Here is a 19,985-nt window from a genome sequence, read left to right as displayed (position 1 = left end):
CTATTCTTGAATATCGTCTTCTGTGTTTCTGTAATAAATTTTATTATCTAACCATTCCTGAACTGCTAAAGCATGAGGCTTAGGTAATTTTTCATAAAATTTAGAAACTTCGATTTGTTCTTTGTTCTCGAAAATCTCTTCAAGACTATCGTTAAATGTAGCAAACTCTTCAAGTTTTTCTATTAATTCTTTTTTAATATCAGAATTAATTTGTTCTGCTCTTCTAGAAACAATAGAGATAGCCTCATAGATATTTTGAGTAGGTTCCTCTATTATATTTCTATTATAAGTAATGGTATTAACAGGAGCTTTGATTTTTTTTAAATCCATTTTATTCAATTTAACTTTTAGTACTATATTTTTCTAATTCTTTAATAATATGTTCCAACATTTTCTCTGCCTCTTTCAAATACTTAGACTCTTCTTTATAACTCTTTTTATAGTTACTGTAATGAATCTTTACATCTTCCAGACGATCCTGTTTTTTTGTTTCCACACTGTTAATAGCTAATTTATAAGCTGAATCCAATTTGTAAAAATAAGCTTCTTCTCTATATGGAGATCCAGGAAAATCTAAAATAAAATTATCGAACGCCGTTATGGATGCATTATAATCTGCAGTATATTCCGCAATTGTATTATATTGTTTAGCAATTTCGAATGCTTTGGTTTCTAGTTTGTAATCTAATTCCCTTACCAGCTCATTCGCTTCTGGCGTAAATTCTGAATTGGGATATAAATTTATAAAAGTTTGTAACTTTTCTATAGCATCTCTAGTTTCTATTTGATCTTTAGAGAATATAGGAGATAACATATAAGCCGCTTTAGCACTTAAAAAGAAAGCTTCCTCAACTTTTCCACTATTAGGATAAGCAGAAACAAATCTTTCGAACTGGTAACTTGCCAGATAGTAATCTTTCATTTCATAAAACGTATTAGAGTATAAAAACATAAGCTTCTCAGCTTGCGGTTTTCCTCTATACTCTGGAACTATTTGAGCAAAAAGTTTGTTTGCTTTATCAAATTTTCCTTTATTATACAGTTCTTCACCTACTTTAAATTTTTCTGAGATATCAGGCTTTTTTAAAGCTATTTGATATGGGCTACATGAATTTAAAACAGCGAAAGTTATTAATAAATAAAAAAGTTTCTTCATAATTTTTAAACAGGATGCAAAATTAAGCTATTATAATGGATTTTAAAAATATAATTTTAGGCTAAAATAATTGCTTAAACACGCTTTATATCAGGTTTAAGTATAATTTAACTTTTTAAAAGTTTTTTAAAAAGTTCTCAATCTTGTTTTTCAGGGAATCGGATGCAACAACTAATGGCAATCTTACCGTATCCGCACAAAGATCCAATCTCTCTAAAACAGCTTTAATTCCTGCTGGATTATTTTCAGAAAAGATCAAGGAAATAACATCTAAAAACTGATAATGAAGTTTATAGGCTTCTTTTGCATTTCCCTCTAATCCTAAGTGAATCATTTTTGAGAATTTTTCTGGAAAAGCTTGACCAAGTACAGAAATAACTCCTGCTCCTCCAGCCAAAATTACAGATAATGCCAGATCGTCGTCTCCTGAAATAATTAAGAAATCTTCAGGTTTATTTTTTAATAAAAGAAAGTATTGAAACATATTATTGCCTGCTTCTTTTATAGCTATAATATTTTTAAAATCTGTAGCCAATCTAATAACTGTATCAGGTAACATGTTCGAAGATGTTCTTCCTGGCACATTATATAAAATAATTGGTTTTGGCGATGCTAATGAAATGGCTTTGAAATGCTGATAGATTCCTTCTTGAGTAGGTTTACTATAAGCTGGAGAAACAGATAAAATAGCAGAAATATGAGTAAAATCTGTCGTATTAATTTCTTCAATAATTTCAGCTGTATGGTTACCTCCTATTCCTAAAACTAAGGGCACTCGGTTATTATTGGCTTTAACAATGGTAGCGATAATCTCTTTTTTTTCTTGCTTACTAACCGTAACGCTTTCTCCAGTTGTACCACTAATAACGATATAATCAGTTCCGTTTTCAATATTGAAATTTACAATTTTTGAGAGCGCCTCATGATCTACAGAAAGATCTTTTTTAAAAGGTGTTACAATGGCTATTCCTAAACCCGTTAATTTGTTTTTCATGCTTTTAATTTATTTAATACCGTCAAGTATTTTTTTAGTTCCACCTTAAAGGCTTCCAAATTATTGAAATCGGTTTTTATTATTAAATCGTTTAAACGTGAATCCTTTTGAAATATACCAACCTTAAAATGGGCATTGGAAGCAGACGTTAAATACTTTAATTCTGAAACATCATTGGCGTAATAACTTATTAATAAATCGAATTTAGTATCTAAAAAAGATTTTAGTTCTAAGTTATTTATTTTGCCGTTCCAGGTGAAGTCTTTCGGATTAAAACAGTTTTCCCATGTGCAAGTTATCTCTTTTGTCAATTCGGTAAACGCGATGATTTTCAATTTATTTGGAGACAGATTCAAGGTCTTTGCAAAGGTTTCTATCGCTTCGAAATCGGTTGTTTCCTCCGCATTTAAAATGACTCCTAAACTTTCAATTTTATTATTATTAAAATGAGTTTCCCGATTATTTAAAATGGTAGTTAAATTCTTTTTAATAGATTTTTCTTTTAAACCCTTTAAAATCATTATATCTTTATACTTTATTACAAAGGTAGTAAAAGTACAGACAAAATTTTATTAAAACTCACATGTATCGCCATGAATTTTAAACCTCTTTTTGCTATATTATTTTTAGTAACTATTTGTAGTTGTAAACAAGAACCACAGCAGTTAACAAGAATTGAAGGAAAACTAATTGCTATTACCGATAGTATAGAAACAGACGCCAGCATTGAAGCTTTTGTTAAACCTTATAGAGACCATATAAACAAAGATATGGATAGCGTTATTTGCTTTGCAAGGAACACGTACTCCAAAAGCGATGGAGAATTAAATACGGCTATTGGGAATCTATTTGCCGATGTTATTTTTGAACAAACAAATCCTGTTTTTAAGCAACGTACTGGGAAAGATATCGATATGGTTTTAGTTAATCATGGAGGAATTCGTTCAATAATTTCTAAAGGTGATATTACCGCAAGAACAGCTTTCGAAATTATGCCTTTTGAAAATAGTGTTGTGGTTGCTGCCATAAAAGGAAGCCAAGTTAATCAACTAATCGCTTATTTGGTTGAAGCTAAAAGAGCACACCCTATTGCTAAATTAAAAATTGTACTTGACATCAATAATGATTTATTTGAAGCAAGTATTAATAACAAACCAATTGACACTTCTAAAATCTATTATGTGGCAACTAACGACTATTTATACAATGGTGGAGATGGCATGAATTTCTTTAAGCCTAGTGATAGTTTATACATTTTAAATTATAAAATAAGAAACACCTTTTTAGATTATTTCGGTAAAATGGACACTATAAACCCTGTAATTGACGACAGATTTATAAAATTAAAAAAATAGAATGAAAAGAAGAAATTTTATACAGCAAACAACGGCAGCAACAGCCTTGGCAACTATTGGGGGCTTAACATTACCTTCTTTTATGTCTGCTTCTAAAGCAACTAAAATAACCATTTTACACACCAATGATGTTCATAGTCATATAGATCCTTTTGGCCCTGAAGATGGTAGAAATCCAAATAAAGGTGGTATTGCTAGGAGAGCTAGTCTGGTTCAAGATATTAGAAATGAGAATCCAAATACCCTTTTGCTAGATGCTGGTGATATTTTTCAAGGAACTCCCTACTTTAATTATTATGGTGGCGAACTTGAATTTAAATTAATGAGTAAATTAAAATATGATGCTGCAACCATTGGAAATCATGATTTCGACAATGGTATTGATGGTTTATATGCTCAATTACCTCATGCCAAATTCGATTTTATTTCTGCTAATTACGATTTTTCAAACACCGTTCTAGATTCTCATGTAGAACCCTACAAAATATACATAAAAGATGGCATTAGAATTGGCGTTTTTGGAATTGGTATTGAGTTAGATGGTTTGGTTATAAAAGACCTTTACAAAGAAACTGTATATCTAAATCCTATAGAAATTGCCCAAGATATGAGTCGTATTTTAAAGGAAGATGAGCATTGTGATTTGGTAATCTGTCTATCCCATATTGGTTATGAATACAAGAATAACGCAGAAAAACCAAGTGATTTATTACTAGCAGAAAGCACTAAAAATATTGATCTAATAATTGGCGGACATACACATACTTTTTTACCAAGACCAACGATTGTCAAAAATATAGTAGATAAAGATGTCTTAGTAAACCAAGTTGGATGCTATGGTATTAATTTAGGAAGAATAGATTTCTTCTTTGATTCCGATAAAAATAAAACCGCTAACGGAACTTCGATTATTGTCTAGTTAAAATATAACCTGTTTCGTTTTCGTTTGCTATTGTTTGGTTTGAAACTCTTTCCGTTACCAATAGTTTTTTACGCAATCTATTTTCACCAATAATAAAATTAAATAAGAAGAACAACCCAACAGCATGTAATACATTATCTAACATTACAAAACTCCAGTTATAGATATAATAATTACTGATGTAATGAAGTACGTCTGAAAAGACAAAGCACAAGGCCGTAAAGAGAAAAAGTATGGATTGCTTCGAGTCTGAATTTAGATAAATTACAAAGGATAAAAAAGCCAAAACTATTAATGAAACACTTTTTGCTATAAAGAGATTTACTTCTGTTATATCAGAAATTTGAGTTTTTAATATCCCAAACAATTCATACAAAAAATAAGAGTTTATACTTATTACCACCAGCAAATACGATGCAATTACCAGGTCTATCCTAATGCGCTTAAACTTGGAAATGCTATAAATAATAAGCGCTAAATAGCTTAAAAAATACACAAAGCTAGAAACCTTAAGTACGGAGTTGTTAGACGAAAATACCGAAGAAAAATCTCCTATAAACGATAACACGAAAAACGCCACAAACAATATAAATATGTAACTGTTCTTTATAAAATAATACATTATAAAAACCGGTACAAATAAAGGTTTGGTAATTTGTAATAATAGTTGGTTTTCACTTAGGGAAGCAAAAACATTCAATAGGATAAGTAGCAACAGAACACATAGGAATATTCTGTTATAACTAATTTTTAGCCATTCTTTCACAGTAGTTAATCATAAGTAGGTTGGAGTCAAATATAACGAATTACATCGATACAAACGTGCAGTTCATCGAAAAGTGTGTTAAAATTATAATTTTGTGTTAAAAAAATTTCGGGAATCTAGAAACCATTTAAAGGAAAAACATGGCTAACTTTTAGTTAAATAACTTAAAGGTTTTTTCATTCCTTACTCTTGAATAGAAATAATAAAAGCAAAAGGCCAATACAAACAATAAGGTAGAAGCAAAATTAAGCATGTCCGTATCTATGATATAAAAATAGGCAATTTGTATAAACTCAGAAAAGACAATACACAAGGTACCCAGGAAAAATAGTAAGGCTTTTTTATTGTCATTATAGAAATAGCCAATTAATGAAAAAGATAGTAATAAGAGCATAACCACATTATACAAAAGCTCAATATAGACCAAATCTGTATTACTAAAGGCTGGATATACAATTGTTAAAAGCACATATACAATATAAATATTCAATAAACCTAGTATCAAAAGATGGTGCTTATAATCTTTAATTACTTTACTCATTTTAAGACCTTTTAGAACTTCAAACAATAATAATATATAGGCAATTATATAGATAGAATTGCCTGCTAAGTAAAAGAGATCTAAAGCTTCGTCTGTATCTAAATAAAAAGAAATAAAATTTATTAACTCTGAAAAAGAAAACAACAAAAGAAACCAAGTAAAATAAGGGGATTTATTTTTTACGTTTATAAAATATAATAAGGTAAATAATGGTACAATTAAAGACTTTGACATACTAGAAATAAAATATTCATCCTGAAATTGAAAAAGTGCAAAAGAAATGCACAATGCAATTATGGATGCAATAAGAATATTCGATTTAGTTAAAATCATAAATTAAACAGTAATTGAAAGCAAATATATACAAAATTAACGACTTGACGAATAAATTACACACTTTATCGGTGAAATGAGTTTTTTTTAGACGGATTCCAAATGAAGAATTGTCATTATACTAACTGTTCATCAAAAGAAACAAAACTTAGTGAAAGGAATTTATAAACTCTTATGCGTAATCATTTAACTCAATAGCTTCCCTTTTTATTGTGGCAGAAAAATAAAACATTAAAAACGCACTCAATTCTAATAAAATTGAAACAAAGCGAATAATACTCATTTCATCGGAAAGATAATAGTACCCTATTAATAAAAACTCAAAGAAAGTTAATGCCAAGCATCCTGAAAATAAGAGAAGCGCTTTATTGTTCTCGTTTAATAAATAATTAAAAAACGACATGCTTAATAAGCCCAAAAGCAAAATATTATAAACATGTTCAAAAATTCTGACGAAACTTAAATTACTAGTCTCAAACTCTATCGGATTTATAATGGTTGCCATTACAAATACTATATAAATGTTAAGCAAAGCGAGAACAGTTAAATGAACTGGAAATCTTTTAAAAATCTCTTTCATATTTACCGTTTTATTAAATTCTAACAGTAAAAATATATACGACAACATATATAGGCCATTACAAATAAAATACATAACCTCGACATAGCTTTCCTGATCGTAAAAATTAATAAGATCGGAAATCGAATAAGTAATTAGGAATAGTGTTAAAAAAATGGTTTTGTTTTTTACTCTTATCAAATAAAACAAGGTGATAACAGGAGCAATAAACATTTCTATTTGCATATCCATATTAATGTTAAGAAAACTTAAAAGAGCAAACATTGAAATGAAAAACACCATAAAGGAAATTAGTTACTGTTGGTTTATGAATGCAAATATATCTAATATTAACAAATAACCCATATACTAAACTGCATTACCTTCAAGAATTTCAGGTGTTTAAAACTATTGAACCATTTCTAAAAACTCAATTTCTGAAATCAAGGTGATATTTAATTTTTCAGCTTTCTCCTTTTTACTTGGTCCCATATTATCCCCAGCAACTATATAACTTGTTTTACTGGAAATAGAGGAAGATACTTTGCCTCCATTATCTTCTATCAGTTTTTTAAGTTCGTCTCTGGAAACGGAATGAAAAACACCTGAAACTACAAATATGTTATTTTCTAGCTTATTCGTTTGATTGGCTAATTTTTCAGCTGAAATCTCTAACTGAACACCAAATCCGCGAAGTTTATTTATAATCTCTCTATTTGTTTCAGAATTAAAAAACTCTATGACACTCTCGGCAATTTTAATTCCTATTTCATCAACATTAATTAACTCTTCTTGCGTGGCTTTAGCTAAAGCATCAATACTTTTATAATGCTTGGCTAATTTTTTAGCCACAGTTTCACCAACAAATCTTATTCCCAAAGCATAAAGAACTCTTTCAAAAGAAACTTCTTTAGATTGTTCAATACCTTGAATTAAATTATCTACACTTTTTTCAGCCATACGTTCCAACGGCAAAACTTGCTCGTTAGTCAATTCATATAAATCGGAGTAATTATGAATTAATCCTTCACTAACCAATAAAGCCACTGTTTCTCCTCCCAGACCTTCAATATCCATTGCTTTTCTGGAAATATAGTGTTGAATCCTTCCAATTATCTGTGGTTTACAACCATTATAATTAGGACAAAAATGTTTGGCATCCCCTTCCGTTCTTACTAATTCTGTATGGCATTCAGGGCAATGTGTAATATATATGGTTGGTTGCGAGTTTTCTGGTCTCTTAGCTAAATCGACCGCAATAATTTTAGGAATAATCTCGCCTCCTTTTTCAACAAACACTTCATCTCCAATGCGAATGTCCAGCTTTTCTATTTGATCCGCATTGTGCAACGACGCTCTTTTAACGGTTGTTCCGGCCAATTCTACAGGCTCTAAATTAGCTACCGGTGTAATTGCTCCAGTTCTTCCAACTTGATAACTTATACTATTTAATCGAGTAGAAACTCGTTCTGCCTTAAATTTATAGGCAATAGCCCAACGTGGTGCTTTTGCTGTAAAACCTAATTCTTCTTGTTGTTGTAAATTATTCACTTTTATAACCACACCATCCGTTTCGTAAGGTAAGTTGTGTCTATGTACATCCCAATAAGAAATAAAATCTAAAACTTCGTCAATAGAATTTACAAGCTTAGCAGCCTGTGGCACTTTAAAACCCCAGGAACGTGCTTTTTCCAGACTATTAAATTGCGTATCTGTATTTAGATTATTTCCAACAAGGCTATATAACAAACATTCTAAAGGACGTTTGGCAACCTCGCTACTATCTTGTAATTTCAAGCTTCCTGAAGCCGTATTCCTTGGGTTTCTGTAAGGCTCCTCTCCTATTTCAATGCGCTCTTCGTTCATTTTATTAAAACCATCGAAAGGCAAGACAATTTCACCACGAATATCAAATTTATCAGGAAAATCGCCTTTCAATTTTAAAGGCACAGATTTAATAGTCTTAATATTTGCCGTAACATTATCGCCTTGAACTCCGTCTCCTCTGGTGATAGCTTTCACCAAGCTTCCATTTTCATAGGTCAGACTTATAGAAGCTCCATCATATTTTAATTCACAGGTATATTGAAGATTTCCATCTACTAACTTTCTAATTCTAGTTTCCCAATCCAATAAATCTTCTTTGGAATACGAATTTGCCAAAGAATACATACGCTGTTCGTGAACAACAGTTTCAAAATTCTTGGTAACCTCTCCTCCTACACGCTGACTTGGAGAATTAGCATCGAAAAACTCTGGATGTTTGGTTTCTAATTCCTGAAGCTGTTTTAATTGAAGATCAAAATCATAATCTGAAATACTTGGATTATCCAACACATAATAGTTATAATTGTGATTGTTAAGCGCTTCTCGTAATTGTAAGATTTGTTCTTTAATAGTCATGAATTAAAAATTCTTTAATGCTTTTAACATGCGGTTATTCCCGAAAATATCCAGTTTTAACTCCAGATCTGTAAAGCCTTTATTGTGTAATAATTGTTTCGTTTCGTTTCCAAGATATTGATTAATTTCAAAAAATAAAAGTCCTTTCTCTTTCAAATTAACCATGGCAAAATTGGCAATAGCCTCATAAAACTGTAACGGATTGCTATCTTCTACAAACAGTGCTAAATGAGGTTCGTGTTTTAAAACGTTGTTTTTTATTTCTATTTTTTCTAAGTTTCTAACATAAGGCGGATTGGACACTATAATATCAAATTTCAAATTATCAAATTCCAAATTCCATGAGTCAATATTTAAAATATCAGCTTCAATAAACTGAACCTCTATTTGATTCAATTCTGTATTTTGTTTGGCAATGTTTAAAGCTTCTTTACTAACATCTATAGCATAAACCCGAGCATTAGGAAGATTTTTAGCTAAAGAAATAGCTATGCAACCTGTTCCTGTGCCAATATCCAAAATGTTAAAATTAGATTCATCGCTTCGATTTGAATGACATTTCATAATCCATTCAACCAGTTCTTCCGTTTCTGGCCTAGGGATTAAAGTGTGTTCATTTACTTTAAAAGGCAATCCATAGAACTCGGTTTCACCTATAATATATTGAATGGGTTCTTCTAATTTTAATCTGCTTAATGCTTCGAAAAGTGGCTGTTCTTCAACTTTACTTATCGTTAATTCTGGATCTAGCACTAAGGCTATTCTATTCAATTTTAAATAATGAGATATTAAAATATTAAAGAAACTACCAACTTCGTTTGCTCCAAAAATAGCATCTAATTCTTTATGAAATATCTCTTGAATGTCCTTTAGTCTCATAATTCTTTTATCATCCACACGTTACAGGAAAAATGACCTGTATTACCCATGGGTTTATCTAAAGATTCAAATCCTACTTTGGCATATAATTTTGTGGCATCCGTCATATACGGTAAGGTTTCTAGATAACATTTATGGTATCCGAAATCTTTAGCAAATTCCAAACATTTTTTCATCATTTTAACTCCCAACCCCAAACCTCTGGCTTCCGGTAAAAAGTACATTTTTTGAAGCTCGCAGATATTTCCTTCACAATTCTCTAAAGGCGCAATTCCTGCTCCTCCAATAATTTTACCTTTATTTTCCAATACAAAATAAACAGATGCACTATTTCCATAAGCTTCTGTCATATTATCTAAAGAAACATCTTCATAGGCTGTTCCAACTTTTGGCGCACCAAATTCTATTAACACTTCACGAATTACTTGTGCGATTTGACTATTATCTTCAGAAGTTATTTCTCTAATAACAATATTATTATTGCTCACTTTATTATGTTATTTTTGCGTTGAAATTTCAGGGGATGAAGATACATGAAAAATACATAAAACGCTGTATTGAGATTGCCAAAAATGGCTTAGGGAGTACTGCTCCAAATCCAATGGTAGGATGTGTTATTGTGAATAAAGATGAAATTATTGGTGAAGGTTTTACAAGTGCTTATGGCGGAAATCATGCCGAAGTAAATGCCATTCAATCTGTTAAAAACAAATCCTTACTTGCACAAGCTACTTTGTACGTCACGCTTGAACCGTGTAGCCATTTTGGAAAAACCCCACCTTGTAGCGATTTGATTATAAAACACCACATACCACATGTCGTTATTGGAACGATAGACACTCATAGTAAAGTAGCAGGGAAAGGCATTGAGAAGTTAAAAACTGCTGGATGCGAAGTTACTGTTGGTGTTTTAGAAAAAGCGTGTCAAGATCATCACAAGCGCTTTTTTACATTTCACAACAAAAAACGCCCTTATATTATTTTAAAATGGGCTGAAACCGAGAATGGTTTTATTGCTCCAGAAACAAAAAACGAACAAAAACCAGTTTGGATTACAAATGAAATTTCCAGACAATTAGTCCATAAATGGCGAGCAGAAGAACAGGCTATTTTAGTGGGCACCAATACGGTTTTAGAAGATAATCCAAGTTTAACCGTTAGAGATTGGACAGGAAAAAACCCTATTCGAGTCGTTTTGGATAAAACTAATAAGCTATCAAAAAAATACCGCGTTTATAATGATGATGCGGAAACCTTCATTATTTCAGAAAACGAAATAGATTTCTCAAAAAATGTTGCTAAAAATATTTGTGCTTTCTTATATAAAAAAGAGATTCAATCTATTATTATTGAAGGAGGAAGACAGACACTTCAAACTTTTATAGATGAAAACCTTTGGGATGAAGCTCGCGTTTTTAAAGGGAGAGCAACTTTTAACAAGGGAGTAAAAGCACCAACATTTAAAGGAAAACAACTTGAAGAATTTTCTATTAATGAAGATTATTTAAAAATATATTCAAATCAATAACCAAAAAGATTTCTGCTTAGTTTATAATTAGAAGGAATCAATAGACAGTAAGTAATTATGATTAAAACCCTTATATTCGATTTTGGCGATGTCTTTATCAATTTAGATAAAGAAAACGCCATGAATCACGCTTTATCACTTTTTGAAATAGACTCTTTTTCTGAAGAAATGGTGGCCTTCAATTGCTTTTACGAACAAGGCCTCATTTCAACTGAAGAATTTATTGATTTCTATTTAGGAAATTTTCCAGACTTAACAGAAGACGACATCCTTTATGCTTGGAATTGCATTATTAAGGATTTTCCAGAACACAGATTGGAATTTATAAAAAATTTGGCTTCAGAAAAAAAATACCAACTTATATTGTTGAGCAATACCAACGAGCTTCACATCGATTTAATAAAAGAGAAAATATCTTTTTACGAAGATTTTAAAAACTGTTTTGATGTGTTTTACCTATCTCATGAAATTAATTTAAGAAAACCAAATGCAGATATTTACCAATTTGTATTAGCTGAAAATAATTTAACTCCTGAAACTTGTTTATTTATAGACGATACGGAAGAGAATACAATAGAAGCATCTAAATTAGGCATTCATACTTGGAATATTAATCCGAAAACCGAAGACATTATCAATTTGTTCAACATTAAAAAAGAGCTCTTTTGATCTATTTATTATTAAGCATTCTAGCTTCTACGCTTATCTTTTTAATCTTCAAATTATTTGATAGATTTAAGATTAATACACTGCAAGCCATTGTGTTTAACTATATTACAGCCTGTTTTTGTGGCTTAATAACTTCCAACAACCCTTTTGACGCTCAGGAAATTATCCAATCAGAATGGTTTTTTGGTGCTTTGATTTTGGGTTTTTTATTTATTAGTATTTTTAATGTTATGGCAATTACCTCACAACGCAACGGATTATCAGTTGCCTCGGTTGCCACTAAAATGAGCGTTATTATTCCTGTAATATTTGGTATTTATGTGTACCATGAAAACACAGGAATTCTAAAGCTTCTGGGAATTTCTCTTGCTTTAATTGCTGTTTATTTTGTGTCGGTTAAAAAAGATGCAACTTTCAACTTTAAAAGCAATCTCATGTTTCCTGTTATTCTATTTTTAGGTTCAGGAATTATAGACACCTCTATTAAATATATAGAGACTACTTATCTTAAAGAAGGTGGCATTCCTTTATTTTCTGCAACTATTTTCTTTTTCGCGGCATGTTTTGGAATTGTTGTCCTTATTATAAAGATGCTTAAAAAGGATTTTAAATTCAATCCTAAGAGTATTATTGGTGGTGCCGTTTTAGGAATTGTAAATTACGCATCTATATATTATATTCTAAAAGCTTTAAACCACGAAACTTTTGATAGTTCTACAATTTTCACAATAAACAATGTTGCTATTTTAATGCTTACCTCTTTAATAGGTCTTATACTTTTTAAAGAAAAACTCTCATTTAAAAACTGGATTGGTATTGGGCTGGCAATTATTTCAATCTTATTAGTAACTTTGGCTTAATGGATATTAAAGACACTTATAAAACGTTAAGCAAACCATCAAAAGAAGTTCTATTTAAAGATAAAAACTCCAAATTCTTTGGCTACGCCTATCCTGTTAAAGATGAAGACCAAGTAAAAGAACATATAGAGCTTTTAAAAAAACAGCACCATTCTGCCAGACATTGGTGTTATGCATATCAGCTTGGTACCGACGAAAACAATTTACAATTTAGAGCAAATGATGATGGCGAACCAAATAATAGCGCAGGCATGCCTATTTATGGACAAATTCAATCTTTTGAAGTTACCAATGTTTTGATTGTAGTGGTAAGATATTTTGGTGGTGTCAAACTTGGAGTTGGCGGGTTAATCAATGCCTATAAAACCACAGCACAAATGGCTTTGGAAGATTCTAAAATCGTAACCAGAACCATTAATAAAAATTTTATTATATCTTTTGATTATAAGAACATGAATAAGGTGATGCGTATAATAAAAGAAAACAATTTAAAAATAGTTGGTCAGACTTTAGAACTAGATTGCAAGATTGAAATTTCAGTAAGACTTAAAGAAGCCTCAAAAACTAAAGACAGTTTTCAATCTATATATGAAGTTGACATCAAGGAGCTAGAAATCTAATCCATTATCTTTTCAAAAACATCATCTGGACACTTTATTGGTCTTTTAGTTTTCATGTCAATAAACGCCAAAACAGTGGTTGCCAGGACTAAAATATCACCAGCTTCATTAGTAATTTCATATTCAAATTCTATCCTAACAGAAGGTGCTTTTTTTAACTGTGTTTTCACTTTAAGAACATCATCATAAAGCGCGGACTTTTTAAAAATTAAATTCATTGAGATTACAGGAAGCATGATGCCATTTTGCTCCATTTCCTTATAAGAAATGCCTTTTTTTCGAAGCCACTCCGTACGCCCCATTTCTAGATATAATGCATAATTTGCATGATGTACGACACCCATCTGGTCCGTTTCACCATATCTCACTCTTATTGGTATTTCATCGAAATTCATAGAAGTATTCAAATAATTTTTTGTAGTTTAGTCAAGGCATTAAACATGCGAAAAAATTTCTTTAAATTCAATAGCAATTGATTTTTTTTTTAAGAATTTTGTTCACATATTTGTCATGCTATAAAATCAGTCAGAGAATTCCATTTCTCTTTTAATAACTAACTAGTAAATCATAAAATTTATAATGAGTGTAACTGCGCAATCGGTATGGAATAATTGCCTTGAATTTATAAAGGATAACATCCAACCGCAAGCCTATAAAACATGGTTTGAACCTATTCTAGCAGTGAAACTTTCAGATAACTCTTTAAGCATTCAGGTGCCTAGTAAATTCTTTTACGAGTGGCTAGAAGAACATTATGTAAAAATATTAAAAGTGGCCCTTACTAAAGAATTAGGAGCAACAGCCAAACTTGTTTACATTATTAAAATGGAAAACACCTATGGTAACAAACAACCTTTTACAGAAAAAATTCCTAGCTCAAATAGATCTTCTGTCAAGTCTCAAGAAGTTGATATTCCATTAAATAATAAAAATCCAGAATTACGTAATCCGTTTATAATTCCAGGAATTAGAAACGTAAAGATTGAGTCTCAACTTAATCCAAATTACAGTTTCGAAAATTTCCTTGAAGGGGATTCTAACCGTTTGGCTAGAAGTGCTGGATTAGCTGTAGCTTCTAAACCAGGAGGAACTTCCTTTAATCCATTGCTGATTTTTGGTGGTGTAGGTTTAGGAAAAACACATTTAGCTCATGCTATAGGTGTTGACATTAAAGATAAGTACCCTGAAAAAACAGTTTTATATATTTCTGCTGAAAAATTCACGCAACAATATATAGATTCTGTTAAAAAGAATAATAGAAACGATTTTATTCATTTTTATCAGATAATAGACATCCTTATTATTGATGATGTTCAATTCTTATCTGGAAAAACGGGAACGCAAGATGTATTCTTCCATATTTTCAATCATTTACATCAAAACGGAAAACAAGTTATTTTAACAAGTGACAAAGCTCCCGTAGACATGCAAGATATAGAACAACGCTTATTATCTCGTTTTAAATGGGGACTTTCAGCTGAGTTACAAAATCCAGATTTTGAAACTCGTGTTTCTATTCTAAAAAATAAATTATATCGTGATGGTGTTGAAATGCCAGAAGATATAATTGAATATGTTGCTAAAAATATTAAATCTAATATCCGTGAGTTAGAAGGTGCAATTATTTCTTTAATCGCACAATCGTCTTTCAATAAAAAAGAAATCACCATAGATTTAGCGAAACAAGTTGTTGAGAAGTTTGTTAAGAACACGAAAAGAGAAGTTTCTATAGATTATATCCAAAAAGTAGTTTCAGATTACTTCCAAATGGATATAGATACTTTACAGTCTAAAACTAGAAAACGTCATATCGTTCAAGCTAGACAACTGGCCATGTTTTTTGCGAAAAAACTTACCAAAGCTTCTTTAGCAAGCATAGGATCTCAAATAGGAAAAAGAGATCATGCTACTGTTCTTCATGCCTGTAAAACGGTAGATAATTTATCTACTACAGATAAGCAATTTAGAAAATACGTAGAAGACCTTTCTAAAAAATTATCAGTTTAGACTTAAAATCATCCTTTTAATTATTTATTATGACTAAAATACTAATGGTTTGCTTGGGTAATATTTGCCGTTCGCCATTAGCCGAAGGCATTTTAAGATCTAAGCTTCCAATAGAAAAATTTACAATTGACTCTGCTGGAACAGGAAACTATCATGTTGGCGATCCTCCAGATACGCGTTCTGTTAAGGTTGCAAAAAAATATGGTCTAAATATTTCTGCTCAAAGAGGCAGACAATTTACTGAGGCAGATTTTGATTCTTTTGAATACATTTATGTAATGGACGATTCTAATTACGCCAACGTTATAAAATTAGCAAGAAACGAGAATGATATTGCTAAAGTAAAAATGATCTTAAACGAAATTTATCCAAACCAAAATCATAATGTACCAGATCCATATACTGGAGGCATTCAAGGATTTGAAAACACATTTAAAATGTTGGATGAAGCTTGTGAAGAAATCGCAAAAAAACTTCTTAAATAATTGATTTCAAGTAATTTTATTTTAGTTTTCTTCTTTACTTTTTTGTAATTTGGATACCTAATTCCTAAAATTAATATAAGATGAAACCAAACACGATTCTATTGCTGTTTTTAATATTTCCTTATTTCATTTTTTCACAGGAAATTGAATTGGATTTATTTGCTACTGGTTTTTCAAGCCCTGTTAGCGTAAAAAATGCTGGAGATAGTAGGTTGTTTGTTGTAGAGCGAGGTGGATTGATTAAAATAGTTAATTCTGATGGTTCTATAAATAGTACACCTTTTCTTGATATTGACGCCAGAGTTCAAAGCGGTAGCGAACGAGGATTACTAGGCTTAGCTTTTCATCCACAATATGCCACAAATGGCTTCTTCTTTGTAAACTATATAGATAATAATGGCGACACCGTTGTTTCTCGATTTCTTGCAAATCCTACCGATGCAAATACAGTAAGTCCTACAACTGAAGTAATCTTATTAAATGTAGAACAACCTTATGGTAATCATAATGGAGGTGATTTAGCTTTTGGAAATGATGGATTTTTATACATAGGTCTTGGAGATGGTGGTTCAGGTGGAGATCCAGAAGATAGAGGTCAAAACTTAAATACTTTATTAGGAAAAATGCTTCGAATAGATGTGGATAATACAGATACTGGTTTAAATTATGCCATTCCTTCTAACAATCCTTTTCCAAGCACAGCAGAACCGAATGCTTTACCAGAAATTTGGGCTTACGGACTTAGAAATCCGTGGAGATTTTCATTCGATAGACAAACACATGATCTTTGGATTGCAGATGTTGGTCAAAGTCAAATTGAAGAAATAAATATGGTAGCACTAGATCAAGCTGGCCTAAATTATGGATGGCGTTGTTATGAAGGAGATCAAATATATAACACGTCTGGAAATTGTCCTGATGATATAAGCGAGCTAACTTTTCCTATTTCACAATACACACATTCGTCAAGTGGGAATTTTAAATGCTCCATTACTGGAGGTTATAGATATCGAGGTACTGCCCAGCCCAACTTTGTTGGATATTACTTTTTTGCGGATTATTGTAGTAATGAAATTGGGATTCTTAAATACAATAATGACACTTGGAACATGACTTTTACCGATCCTTTTAATGGAAACGGATGGACTGCGTTTGGAGAAGATCAAAATGGAGAACTTTATATTGCTGGAATCGATTCTGGAAGTGTTTTCAAAATTATAGATACTAATTTAAGCATCTCTGAAAACATGCTGTTTGACATTAAAATATACCCTAATCCAGCAAGTGGCTCGTTTACAATTGAAACTAATAACCCACAGGTATTAATTGAAACCATAAACATTTACAATCTTCAAGGAAAATTAATTAAATCCATTACCAATAATCAAACACATAACATCCAAATAGACACCAAAACTATTCCAAGTGGTTTTTATTTAGCGGAAATAATTTCAGAAACTGGAACCAAGAAAACACAAAAAATAATAATCAAATAAGTATCTATTAATGACTAGCCCCTACGGAAAACTTTACCTCATCCCAACCACTTTAGGAGACAATGCTCCTTTAGAGGTATTACCATTAACTGTAAAAAAAATTATTGAACAAGTAGATGTTTATATTGTTGAAAATGAAAAAACTGCCAGACGTTTTATAAAACAGATTAAACCCAGTAAGAAGCAGTCAAGTTTACAGATGTTTCATTTGAATAAGTTTACAGACCCAGTTGAACTTCCAAGTTTTTTAGAACCATGCCTACAAGGTAAAAATGTCGGATTACTTTCTGAAGCTGGTTGTCCAGCTATTGCAGATCCAGGAGCAGATGTCGTAAAAATTGCACACCAACAGAATATTCAAGTTGTACCATTGGTTGGACCTTCTTCTATATTAATGGCTCATATGAGTTCTGGAATGAATGGACAGAGTTTTGCTTTTAATGGGTATCTGCCTATAGATAAAGCAGATAAACAAAAAGAACTAAAACGCTTAGAGCAATTATCTTTCACTCAAAATCAATCTCAATCCTTTATTGAGACCCCTTATAGAAATAACAAATTACTAGAAGATATTTGCAATACGCTGAATGATTACACCATGGTTTGCGTAGCATGCGACGTTACTTTACCAACGGAGTATATAAAAACTCTAACCGTAAAAGAATGGAAAAAAAATAGCGTCGATCTTCATAAAAGACCAACGCTATTCATTATTCATAAAGAATAAAACCTTAAGCCGAAAGCTTTACTTTAGCTTTTCGGTTTGGTTTTATCTTAGAGGTATCGTATCCTGAGAATTTTTTAATGTAATATGAAATCGATGTTCCGTAGGCGTCTGTAAAACCGGTTTCCCCGTAACTTCTTAGGTATTTCTTCACATTTCCTGGTCCTGCTAAATGTGCTGCAGCCAAAATTCCAGATTCAGTAATTTTTACTCCATTTAGAACTTTACCATTAAAACGTTTGATGTCTTTTCGTAAAATCCACTTATTACGCTCCGCATTAGCTATAAAAGCTTTTTCTTGTAATTCAGGATTACTTAAAAATAACACCGGATTATAAATACCAATCATTTTTAGTGTTTCTTTACCAAACTGATACTTCCCTAAATAACCTAAGGTGTTTACAGTAAAATAATCTCCTCCAGATTCTTTAAACCCTAATGCTTCTTTAAATCCGACTAAGGATTTTCCCAAAGTTGGTGAAAAAGATGCTTGAGGTTCATGTAAAGGAAATAAGTTATCTTGAGAAACTTCTCCATGACTAACATCATTCAATGCGTATCTTGGTGAGGTATAATTTTTCTCTTTTACCGATTTATTTAAATAAATCGATCCAAACAATAAGAAACATACTGTAAGTGATATCACTAAGTAACTTCCAATATTTTTTATCATATCTTTAAATTTCTTCAGTAAAAATCAATAGGATAATTACTTGAAAATTTCAGCTTGCAAATATAACTCTTTTTTTTAATATCTGAAAACTAATCGATTAAGTGCTCCTAAAAGTAGATTCCGTGGAACTTTATGCCGTTTTTATCGTTAAACTCCAAGGCTGGAAATGGCACTTTTATCATGTTAAAAACATCGAAAACAGTCCTTAAGACGTGAGAATTTGTCTTAATTCTTGTTAAATCAATATCTAAACTGAAGTAATATTGTCTGTAAGGATTTTGGTAATAACTAATTTCACCATCCGCTGGGTTGGTACCTGAAACCATGCCATCTGCTCCATAACCAAATGCCACATTTAACCAAATAGGAATTTTACTATCTTTAAAAAAAGAATGTAAATTAAAACTCAGCCAATAGGTTTGACCATTATAATCCTTTAGGAATTCTTCTGAAAGTCCATTGCCAAGCTTATCCGGATTCTGTTGCGCATAATCTGTTCTATGAAACGAATATTTTATAGTGACTCGTTGTTCTTTCCAAAGCAATTCCTGACCAACATACAAACCGGCTCCTGTAACATTCGCTGCCATATCGCCCCAGGAAAACCCCCATTCTTCAGAAAAACCATCAAAAACCTCAACTACTGTTAAAAAAGCAACACCTATAGTAGAACCGTAAATTAACTGATTTTTCTTGCTAACGCCACTCCATTGAAGTGCATTAGCTCCTAACCTTCCAAATTGATAAGCCGAAAACACATGTCCCAGTTTATCCATTTGCAACCATTCACTATTGTCGTTAAACGTATGGAATTTAGATTTTGGATAATCGGCATACCAAAGTTGATTCAACCCAACCAAAGTTAAGGTTGCCAAAGAAGCCTCTGAAATAATAACAGCGTTTCTCCTTGGTTTATTTAAAGTATCACTTGGAGTTAAGAATGTATTTAGTTTGCTCTGTGAAAAAGAGCTAAAAGTAATTAAACAAGCAATAATGGTATGTTTAACACTCATTT

Annotated in this window: 23 protein-coding genes; 10 read left to right on the top strand and 13 right to left on the bottom strand. The window is 31.4% G+C overall.

Features of this window, described 5'->3' with window-relative positions:
* From IEV77_RS06595 to IEV77_RS06580, 4 genes are all read right to left on the bottom strand, one after another.
* The gene (locus IEV77_RS06595; protein WP_188463090.1) at nucleotides 1-330 is read right to left on the bottom strand and encodes a DNA-directed RNA polymerase subunit omega; all 330 of its coding nucleotides are present in this window, start codon (nucleotides 328-330) and stop codon (nucleotides 1-3) included.
* 10 nt (nucleotides 331-340) lie between these two features.
* Nucleotides 341-1,156 carry an outer membrane protein assembly factor BamD gene (locus IEV77_RS06590; RefSeq protein WP_188463089.1) on the bottom strand — a complete coding sequence of 272 codons (816 nt, stop codon included), beginning with the start codon at nucleotides 1,154-1,156 and terminating at the stop codon, nucleotides 341-343.
* 115 nt (nucleotides 1,157-1,271) lie between these two features.
* Nucleotides 1,272-2,150, bottom strand: coding sequence for a 4-hydroxy-tetrahydrodipicolinate synthase (gene dapA / locus IEV77_RS06585; RefSeq protein ID WP_188463087.1), 879 nt, complete (start codon nucleotides 2,148-2,150; stop codon nucleotides 1,272-1,274).
* Nucleotides 2,147-2,671 (bottom strand): DUF6913 domain-containing protein, encoded by a 525-nt coding sequence (locus IEV77_RS06580; protein ID WP_188463085.1) that lies wholly within the window; start codon nucleotides 2,669-2,671, stop codon nucleotides 2,147-2,149. Before IEV77_RS06580 ends, dapA begins: the two co-directional genes overlap by 4 nt.
* Before the next feature lie 72 nt (nucleotides 2,672-2,743).
* Here IEV77_RS06580 and IEV77_RS06575 point away from each other — a divergent pair, with 72 nt between their 5' ends.
* Complete coding sequence (locus tag IEV77_RS06575) at nucleotides 2,744-3,505, top strand: 5'-nucleotidase C-terminal domain-containing protein (protein WP_188463083.1); 762 nt, start codon at nucleotides 2,744-2,746, stop codon at nucleotides 3,503-3,505.
* 1 nt (nucleotide 3,506) lies between these two features.
* Nucleotides 3,507-4,424 carry a bifunctional metallophosphatase/5'-nucleotidase gene (locus IEV77_RS06570; protein WP_188463081.1) on the top strand — a complete coding sequence of 306 codons (918 nt, stop codon included), beginning with the start codon at nucleotides 3,507-3,509 and terminating at the stop codon, nucleotides 4,422-4,424.
* On the opposite strand, the gene IEV77_RS06565 is transcribed toward IEV77_RS06570, so the two are convergent.
* From IEV77_RS06565 to IEV77_RS06540, 6 genes are all read right to left on the bottom strand, one after another.
* Nucleotides 4,414-4,803, bottom strand: a complete 390-nt coding sequence (locus IEV77_RS06565; RefSeq protein WP_188463079.1) for a hypothetical protein — start codon at nucleotides 4,801-4,803, stop codon at nucleotides 4,414-4,416. The two genes, IEV77_RS06570 and IEV77_RS06565, sit on opposite strands and share 11 nt — an antisense overlap.
* A 541-nt stretch (nucleotides 4,804-5,344) precedes the next feature.
* Complete coding sequence (locus tag IEV77_RS06560; RefSeq protein ID WP_188463077.1) at nucleotides 5,345-6,067, bottom strand: hypothetical protein; 723 nt, start codon at nucleotides 6,065-6,067, stop codon at nucleotides 5,345-5,347.
* A gap of 172 nt (nucleotides 6,068-6,239) precedes the next feature.
* Nucleotides 6,240-6,647: a hypothetical protein gene (locus IEV77_RS06555; RefSeq protein WP_188463075.1), complete on the bottom strand. Its 408-nt coding sequence runs from the start codon at nucleotides 6,645-6,647 to the stop codon at nucleotides 6,240-6,242.
* Nucleotides 6,648-7,034: 387 nt separating this feature from the next.
* On the bottom strand, nucleotides 7,035-9,029 hold the full coding sequence (ligA, locus tag IEV77_RS06550; RefSeq protein WP_188463073.1) for an NAD-dependent DNA ligase LigA: 1,995 nt from the start codon (nucleotides 9,027-9,029) through the stop codon (nucleotides 7,035-7,037).
* Between the two features lie 3 nt (nucleotides 9,030-9,032).
* Entirely contained in the window at nucleotides 9,033-9,908 is an 876-nt protein-coding gene (prmC, locus tag IEV77_RS06545) for a peptide chain release factor N(5)-glutamine methyltransferase (RefSeq protein WP_188463072.1), read from the bottom strand.
* The gene (locus IEV77_RS06540) at nucleotides 9,905-10,396 is read right to left on the bottom strand and encodes a GNAT family N-acetyltransferase (protein ID WP_188463070.1); all 492 of its coding nucleotides are present in this window, start codon (nucleotides 10,394-10,396) and stop codon (nucleotides 9,905-9,907) included. Before IEV77_RS06540 ends, prmC begins: the two co-directional genes overlap by 4 nt.
* 35 nt (nucleotides 10,397-10,431) lie before the next feature.
* On the opposite strand from IEV77_RS06540, the gene ribD reads away from it, so the two are divergent.
* From ribD to IEV77_RS06520, 4 genes are read left to right on the top strand one after another with little or no spacing between them, the layout of a single operon-like run.
* Nucleotides 10,432-11,436, top strand: a complete 1,005-nt coding sequence (ribD, locus tag IEV77_RS06535; RefSeq protein ID WP_188463063.1) for a bifunctional diaminohydroxyphosphoribosylaminopyrimidine deaminase/5-amino-6-(5-phosphoribosylamino)uracil reductase RibD — start codon at nucleotides 10,432-10,434, stop codon at nucleotides 11,434-11,436.
* Nucleotides 11,437-11,493: 57 nt separating this feature from the next.
* Nucleotides 11,494-12,105 (top strand): HAD family hydrolase, encoded by a 612-nt coding sequence (locus IEV77_RS06530; RefSeq protein ID WP_188463062.1) that lies wholly within the window; start codon nucleotides 11,494-11,496, stop codon nucleotides 12,103-12,105.
* Complete coding sequence (locus tag IEV77_RS06525) at nucleotides 12,102-12,965, top strand: EamA family transporter (RefSeq protein ID WP_188463060.1); 864 nt, start codon at nucleotides 12,102-12,104, stop codon at nucleotides 12,963-12,965. Before IEV77_RS06530 ends, IEV77_RS06525 begins: the two co-directional genes overlap by 4 nt.
* On the top strand, nucleotides 12,965-13,585 hold the full coding sequence (locus IEV77_RS06520; RefSeq protein ID WP_188463059.1) for an IMPACT family protein: 621 nt from the start codon (nucleotides 12,965-12,967) through the stop codon (nucleotides 13,583-13,585). The genes IEV77_RS06525 and IEV77_RS06520 overlap by 1 nt, the downstream gene beginning before the upstream one ends.
* On the opposite strand, the gene IEV77_RS06515 is transcribed toward IEV77_RS06520, so the two are convergent.
* Nucleotides 13,582-13,980 (bottom strand): acyl-CoA thioesterase, encoded by a 399-nt coding sequence (locus IEV77_RS06515; protein ID WP_188464799.1) that lies wholly within the window; start codon nucleotides 13,978-13,980, stop codon nucleotides 13,582-13,584. The two genes, IEV77_RS06520 and IEV77_RS06515, sit on opposite strands and share 4 nt — an antisense overlap.
* 184 nt (nucleotides 13,981-14,164) lie before the next feature.
* Here IEV77_RS06515 and dnaA point away from each other — a divergent pair, with 184 nt between their 5' ends.
* The 4 genes from dnaA to IEV77_RS06495 all read left to right on the top strand — a co-directional run bounded on the left by dnaA (nucleotide 14,165) and on the right by IEV77_RS06495 (nucleotide 18,300).
* A complete protein-coding gene (gene dnaA, locus IEV77_RS06510) occupies nucleotides 14,165-15,592 on the top strand; it encodes a chromosomal replication initiator protein DnaA (RefSeq protein WP_188463058.1) in 1,428 nt (475 codons plus the stop codon).
* Nucleotides 15,593-15,621: 29 nt separating this feature from the next.
* Entirely contained in the window at nucleotides 15,622-16,077 is a 456-nt protein-coding gene (locus tag IEV77_RS06505; protein ID WP_229736598.1) for a low molecular weight protein-tyrosine-phosphatase, read from the top strand.
* Nucleotides 16,078-16,157: 80 nt separating this feature from the next.
* Entirely contained in the window at nucleotides 16,158-17,573 is a 1,416-nt protein-coding gene (locus tag IEV77_RS06500) for a PQQ-dependent sugar dehydrogenase (protein ID WP_188463057.1), read from the top strand.
* Nucleotides 17,574-17,583: 10 nt separating this feature from the next.
* The gene (locus tag IEV77_RS06495) at nucleotides 17,584-18,300 is read left to right on the top strand and encodes an SAM-dependent methyltransferase (protein ID WP_188463054.1); all 717 of its coding nucleotides are present in this window, start codon (nucleotides 17,584-17,586) and stop codon (nucleotides 18,298-18,300) included.
* A gap of 4 nt (nucleotides 18,301-18,304) precedes the next feature.
* Here the strand turns inward: IEV77_RS06495 and IEV77_RS06490 are convergent, their stop codons facing one another.
* Both IEV77_RS06490 and IEV77_RS06485 read right to left on the bottom strand, forming a co-directional pair.
* Nucleotides 18,305-18,970 (bottom strand): peptidoglycan-binding protein LysM, encoded by a 666-nt coding sequence (locus tag IEV77_RS06490; RefSeq protein ID WP_188463052.1) that lies wholly within the window; start codon nucleotides 18,968-18,970, stop codon nucleotides 18,305-18,307.
* 107 nt (nucleotides 18,971-19,077) lie between these two features.
* A complete protein-coding gene (locus IEV77_RS06485) occupies nucleotides 19,078-19,983 on the bottom strand; it encodes a DUF2279 domain-containing protein (RefSeq protein WP_188463050.1) in 906 nt (301 codons plus the stop codon).
* Nucleotides 19,984-19,985 lie beyond the last annotated feature (2 nt).

It is taken from the genome of Xanthomarina arctica (genome assembly GCF_014638915.1).
Classification (GTDB): domain Bacteria; phylum Bacteroidota; class Bacteroidia; order Flavobacteriales; family Flavobacteriaceae; genus Xanthomarina; species Xanthomarina arctica.
This window is presented reverse-complemented; position numbering and strand designations above follow the sequence as displayed.

What these genes read in the sequence shown, in the direction of transcription:
- IEV77_RS06595 (WP_188463090.1), bottom strand. Translation starts at nt 330, where the DNA reads ATGGATTTAAAAAAAATCAAAGCTCCTGTTAATACCATTACTTATAAT.
- IEV77_RS06590 (WP_188463089.1), bottom strand. Translation starts at nt 1,156, where the DNA reads ATGAAGAAACTTTTTTATTTATTAATAACTTTCGCTGTTTTAAATTCA.
- dapA (WP_188463087.1), bottom strand. Translation starts at nt 2,150, where the DNA reads ATGAAAAACAAATTAACGGGTTTAGGAATAGCCATTGTAACACCTTTT.
- IEV77_RS06580 (WP_188463085.1), bottom strand. Translation starts at nt 2,671, where the DNA reads ATGATTTTAAAGGGTTTAAAAGAAAAATCTATTAAAAAGAATTTAACT.
- IEV77_RS06575 (WP_188463083.1), top strand. Translation starts at nt 2,744, where the DNA reads ATGAATTTTAAACCTCTTTTTGCTATATTATTTTTAGTAACTATTTGT.
- IEV77_RS06570 (WP_188463081.1), top strand. Translation starts at nt 3,507, where the DNA reads ATGAAAAGAAGAAATTTTATACAGCAAACAACGGCAGCAACAGCCTTG.
- IEV77_RS06560 (WP_188463077.1), bottom strand. Translation starts at nt 6,067, where the DNA reads ATGATTTTAACTAAATCGAATATTCTTATTGCATCCATAATTGCATTG.
- IEV77_RS06555 (WP_188463075.1), bottom strand. Translation starts at nt 6,647, where the DNA reads ATGAAAGAGATTTTTAAAAGATTTCCAGTTCATTTAACTGTTCTCGCT.
- ligA (WP_188463073.1), bottom strand. Translation starts at nt 9,029, where the DNA reads ATGACTATTAAAGAACAAATCTTACAATTACGAGAAGCGCTTAACAAT.
- prmC (WP_188463072.1), bottom strand. Translation starts at nt 9,908, where the DNA reads ATGAGACTAAAGGACATTCAAGAGATATTTCATAAAGAATTAGATGCT.
- ribD (WP_188463063.1), top strand. Translation starts at nt 10,432, where the DNA reads ATGAAGATACATGAAAAATACATAAAACGCTGTATTGAGATTGCCAAA.
- IEV77_RS06530 (WP_188463062.1), top strand. Translation starts at nt 11,494, where the DNA reads ATGATTAAAACCCTTATATTCGATTTTGGCGATGTCTTTATCAATTTA.
- IEV77_RS06520 (WP_188463059.1), top strand. Translation starts at nt 12,965, where the DNA reads ATGGATATTAAAGACACTTATAAAACGTTAAGCAAACCATCAAAAGAA.
- IEV77_RS06515 (WP_188464799.1), bottom strand. Translation starts at nt 13,980, where the DNA reads ATGAATTTCGATGAAATACCAATAAGAGTGAGATATGGTGAAACGGAC.
- dnaA (WP_188463058.1), top strand. Translation starts at nt 14,165, where the DNA reads ATGAGTGTAACTGCGCAATCGGTATGGAATAATTGCCTTGAATTTATA.
- IEV77_RS06505 (WP_229736598.1), top strand. Translation starts at nt 15,622, where the DNA reads ATGACTAAAATACTAATGGTTTGCTTGGGTAATATTTGCCGTTCGCCA.
- IEV77_RS06500 (WP_188463057.1), top strand. Translation starts at nt 16,158, where the DNA reads ATGAAACCAAACACGATTCTATTGCTGTTTTTAATATTTCCTTATTTC.
- IEV77_RS06495 (WP_188463054.1), top strand. Translation starts at nt 17,584, where the DNA reads ATGACTAGCCCCTACGGAAAACTTTACCTCATCCCAACCACTTTAGGA.
- IEV77_RS06490 (WP_188463052.1), bottom strand. Translation starts at nt 18,970, where the DNA reads ATGATAAAAAATATTGGAAGTTACTTAGTGATATCACTTACAGTATGT.
- IEV77_RS06485 (WP_188463050.1), bottom strand. Translation starts at nt 19,983, where the DNA reads ATGAGTGTTAAACATACCATTATTGCTTGTTTAATTACTTTTAGCTCT.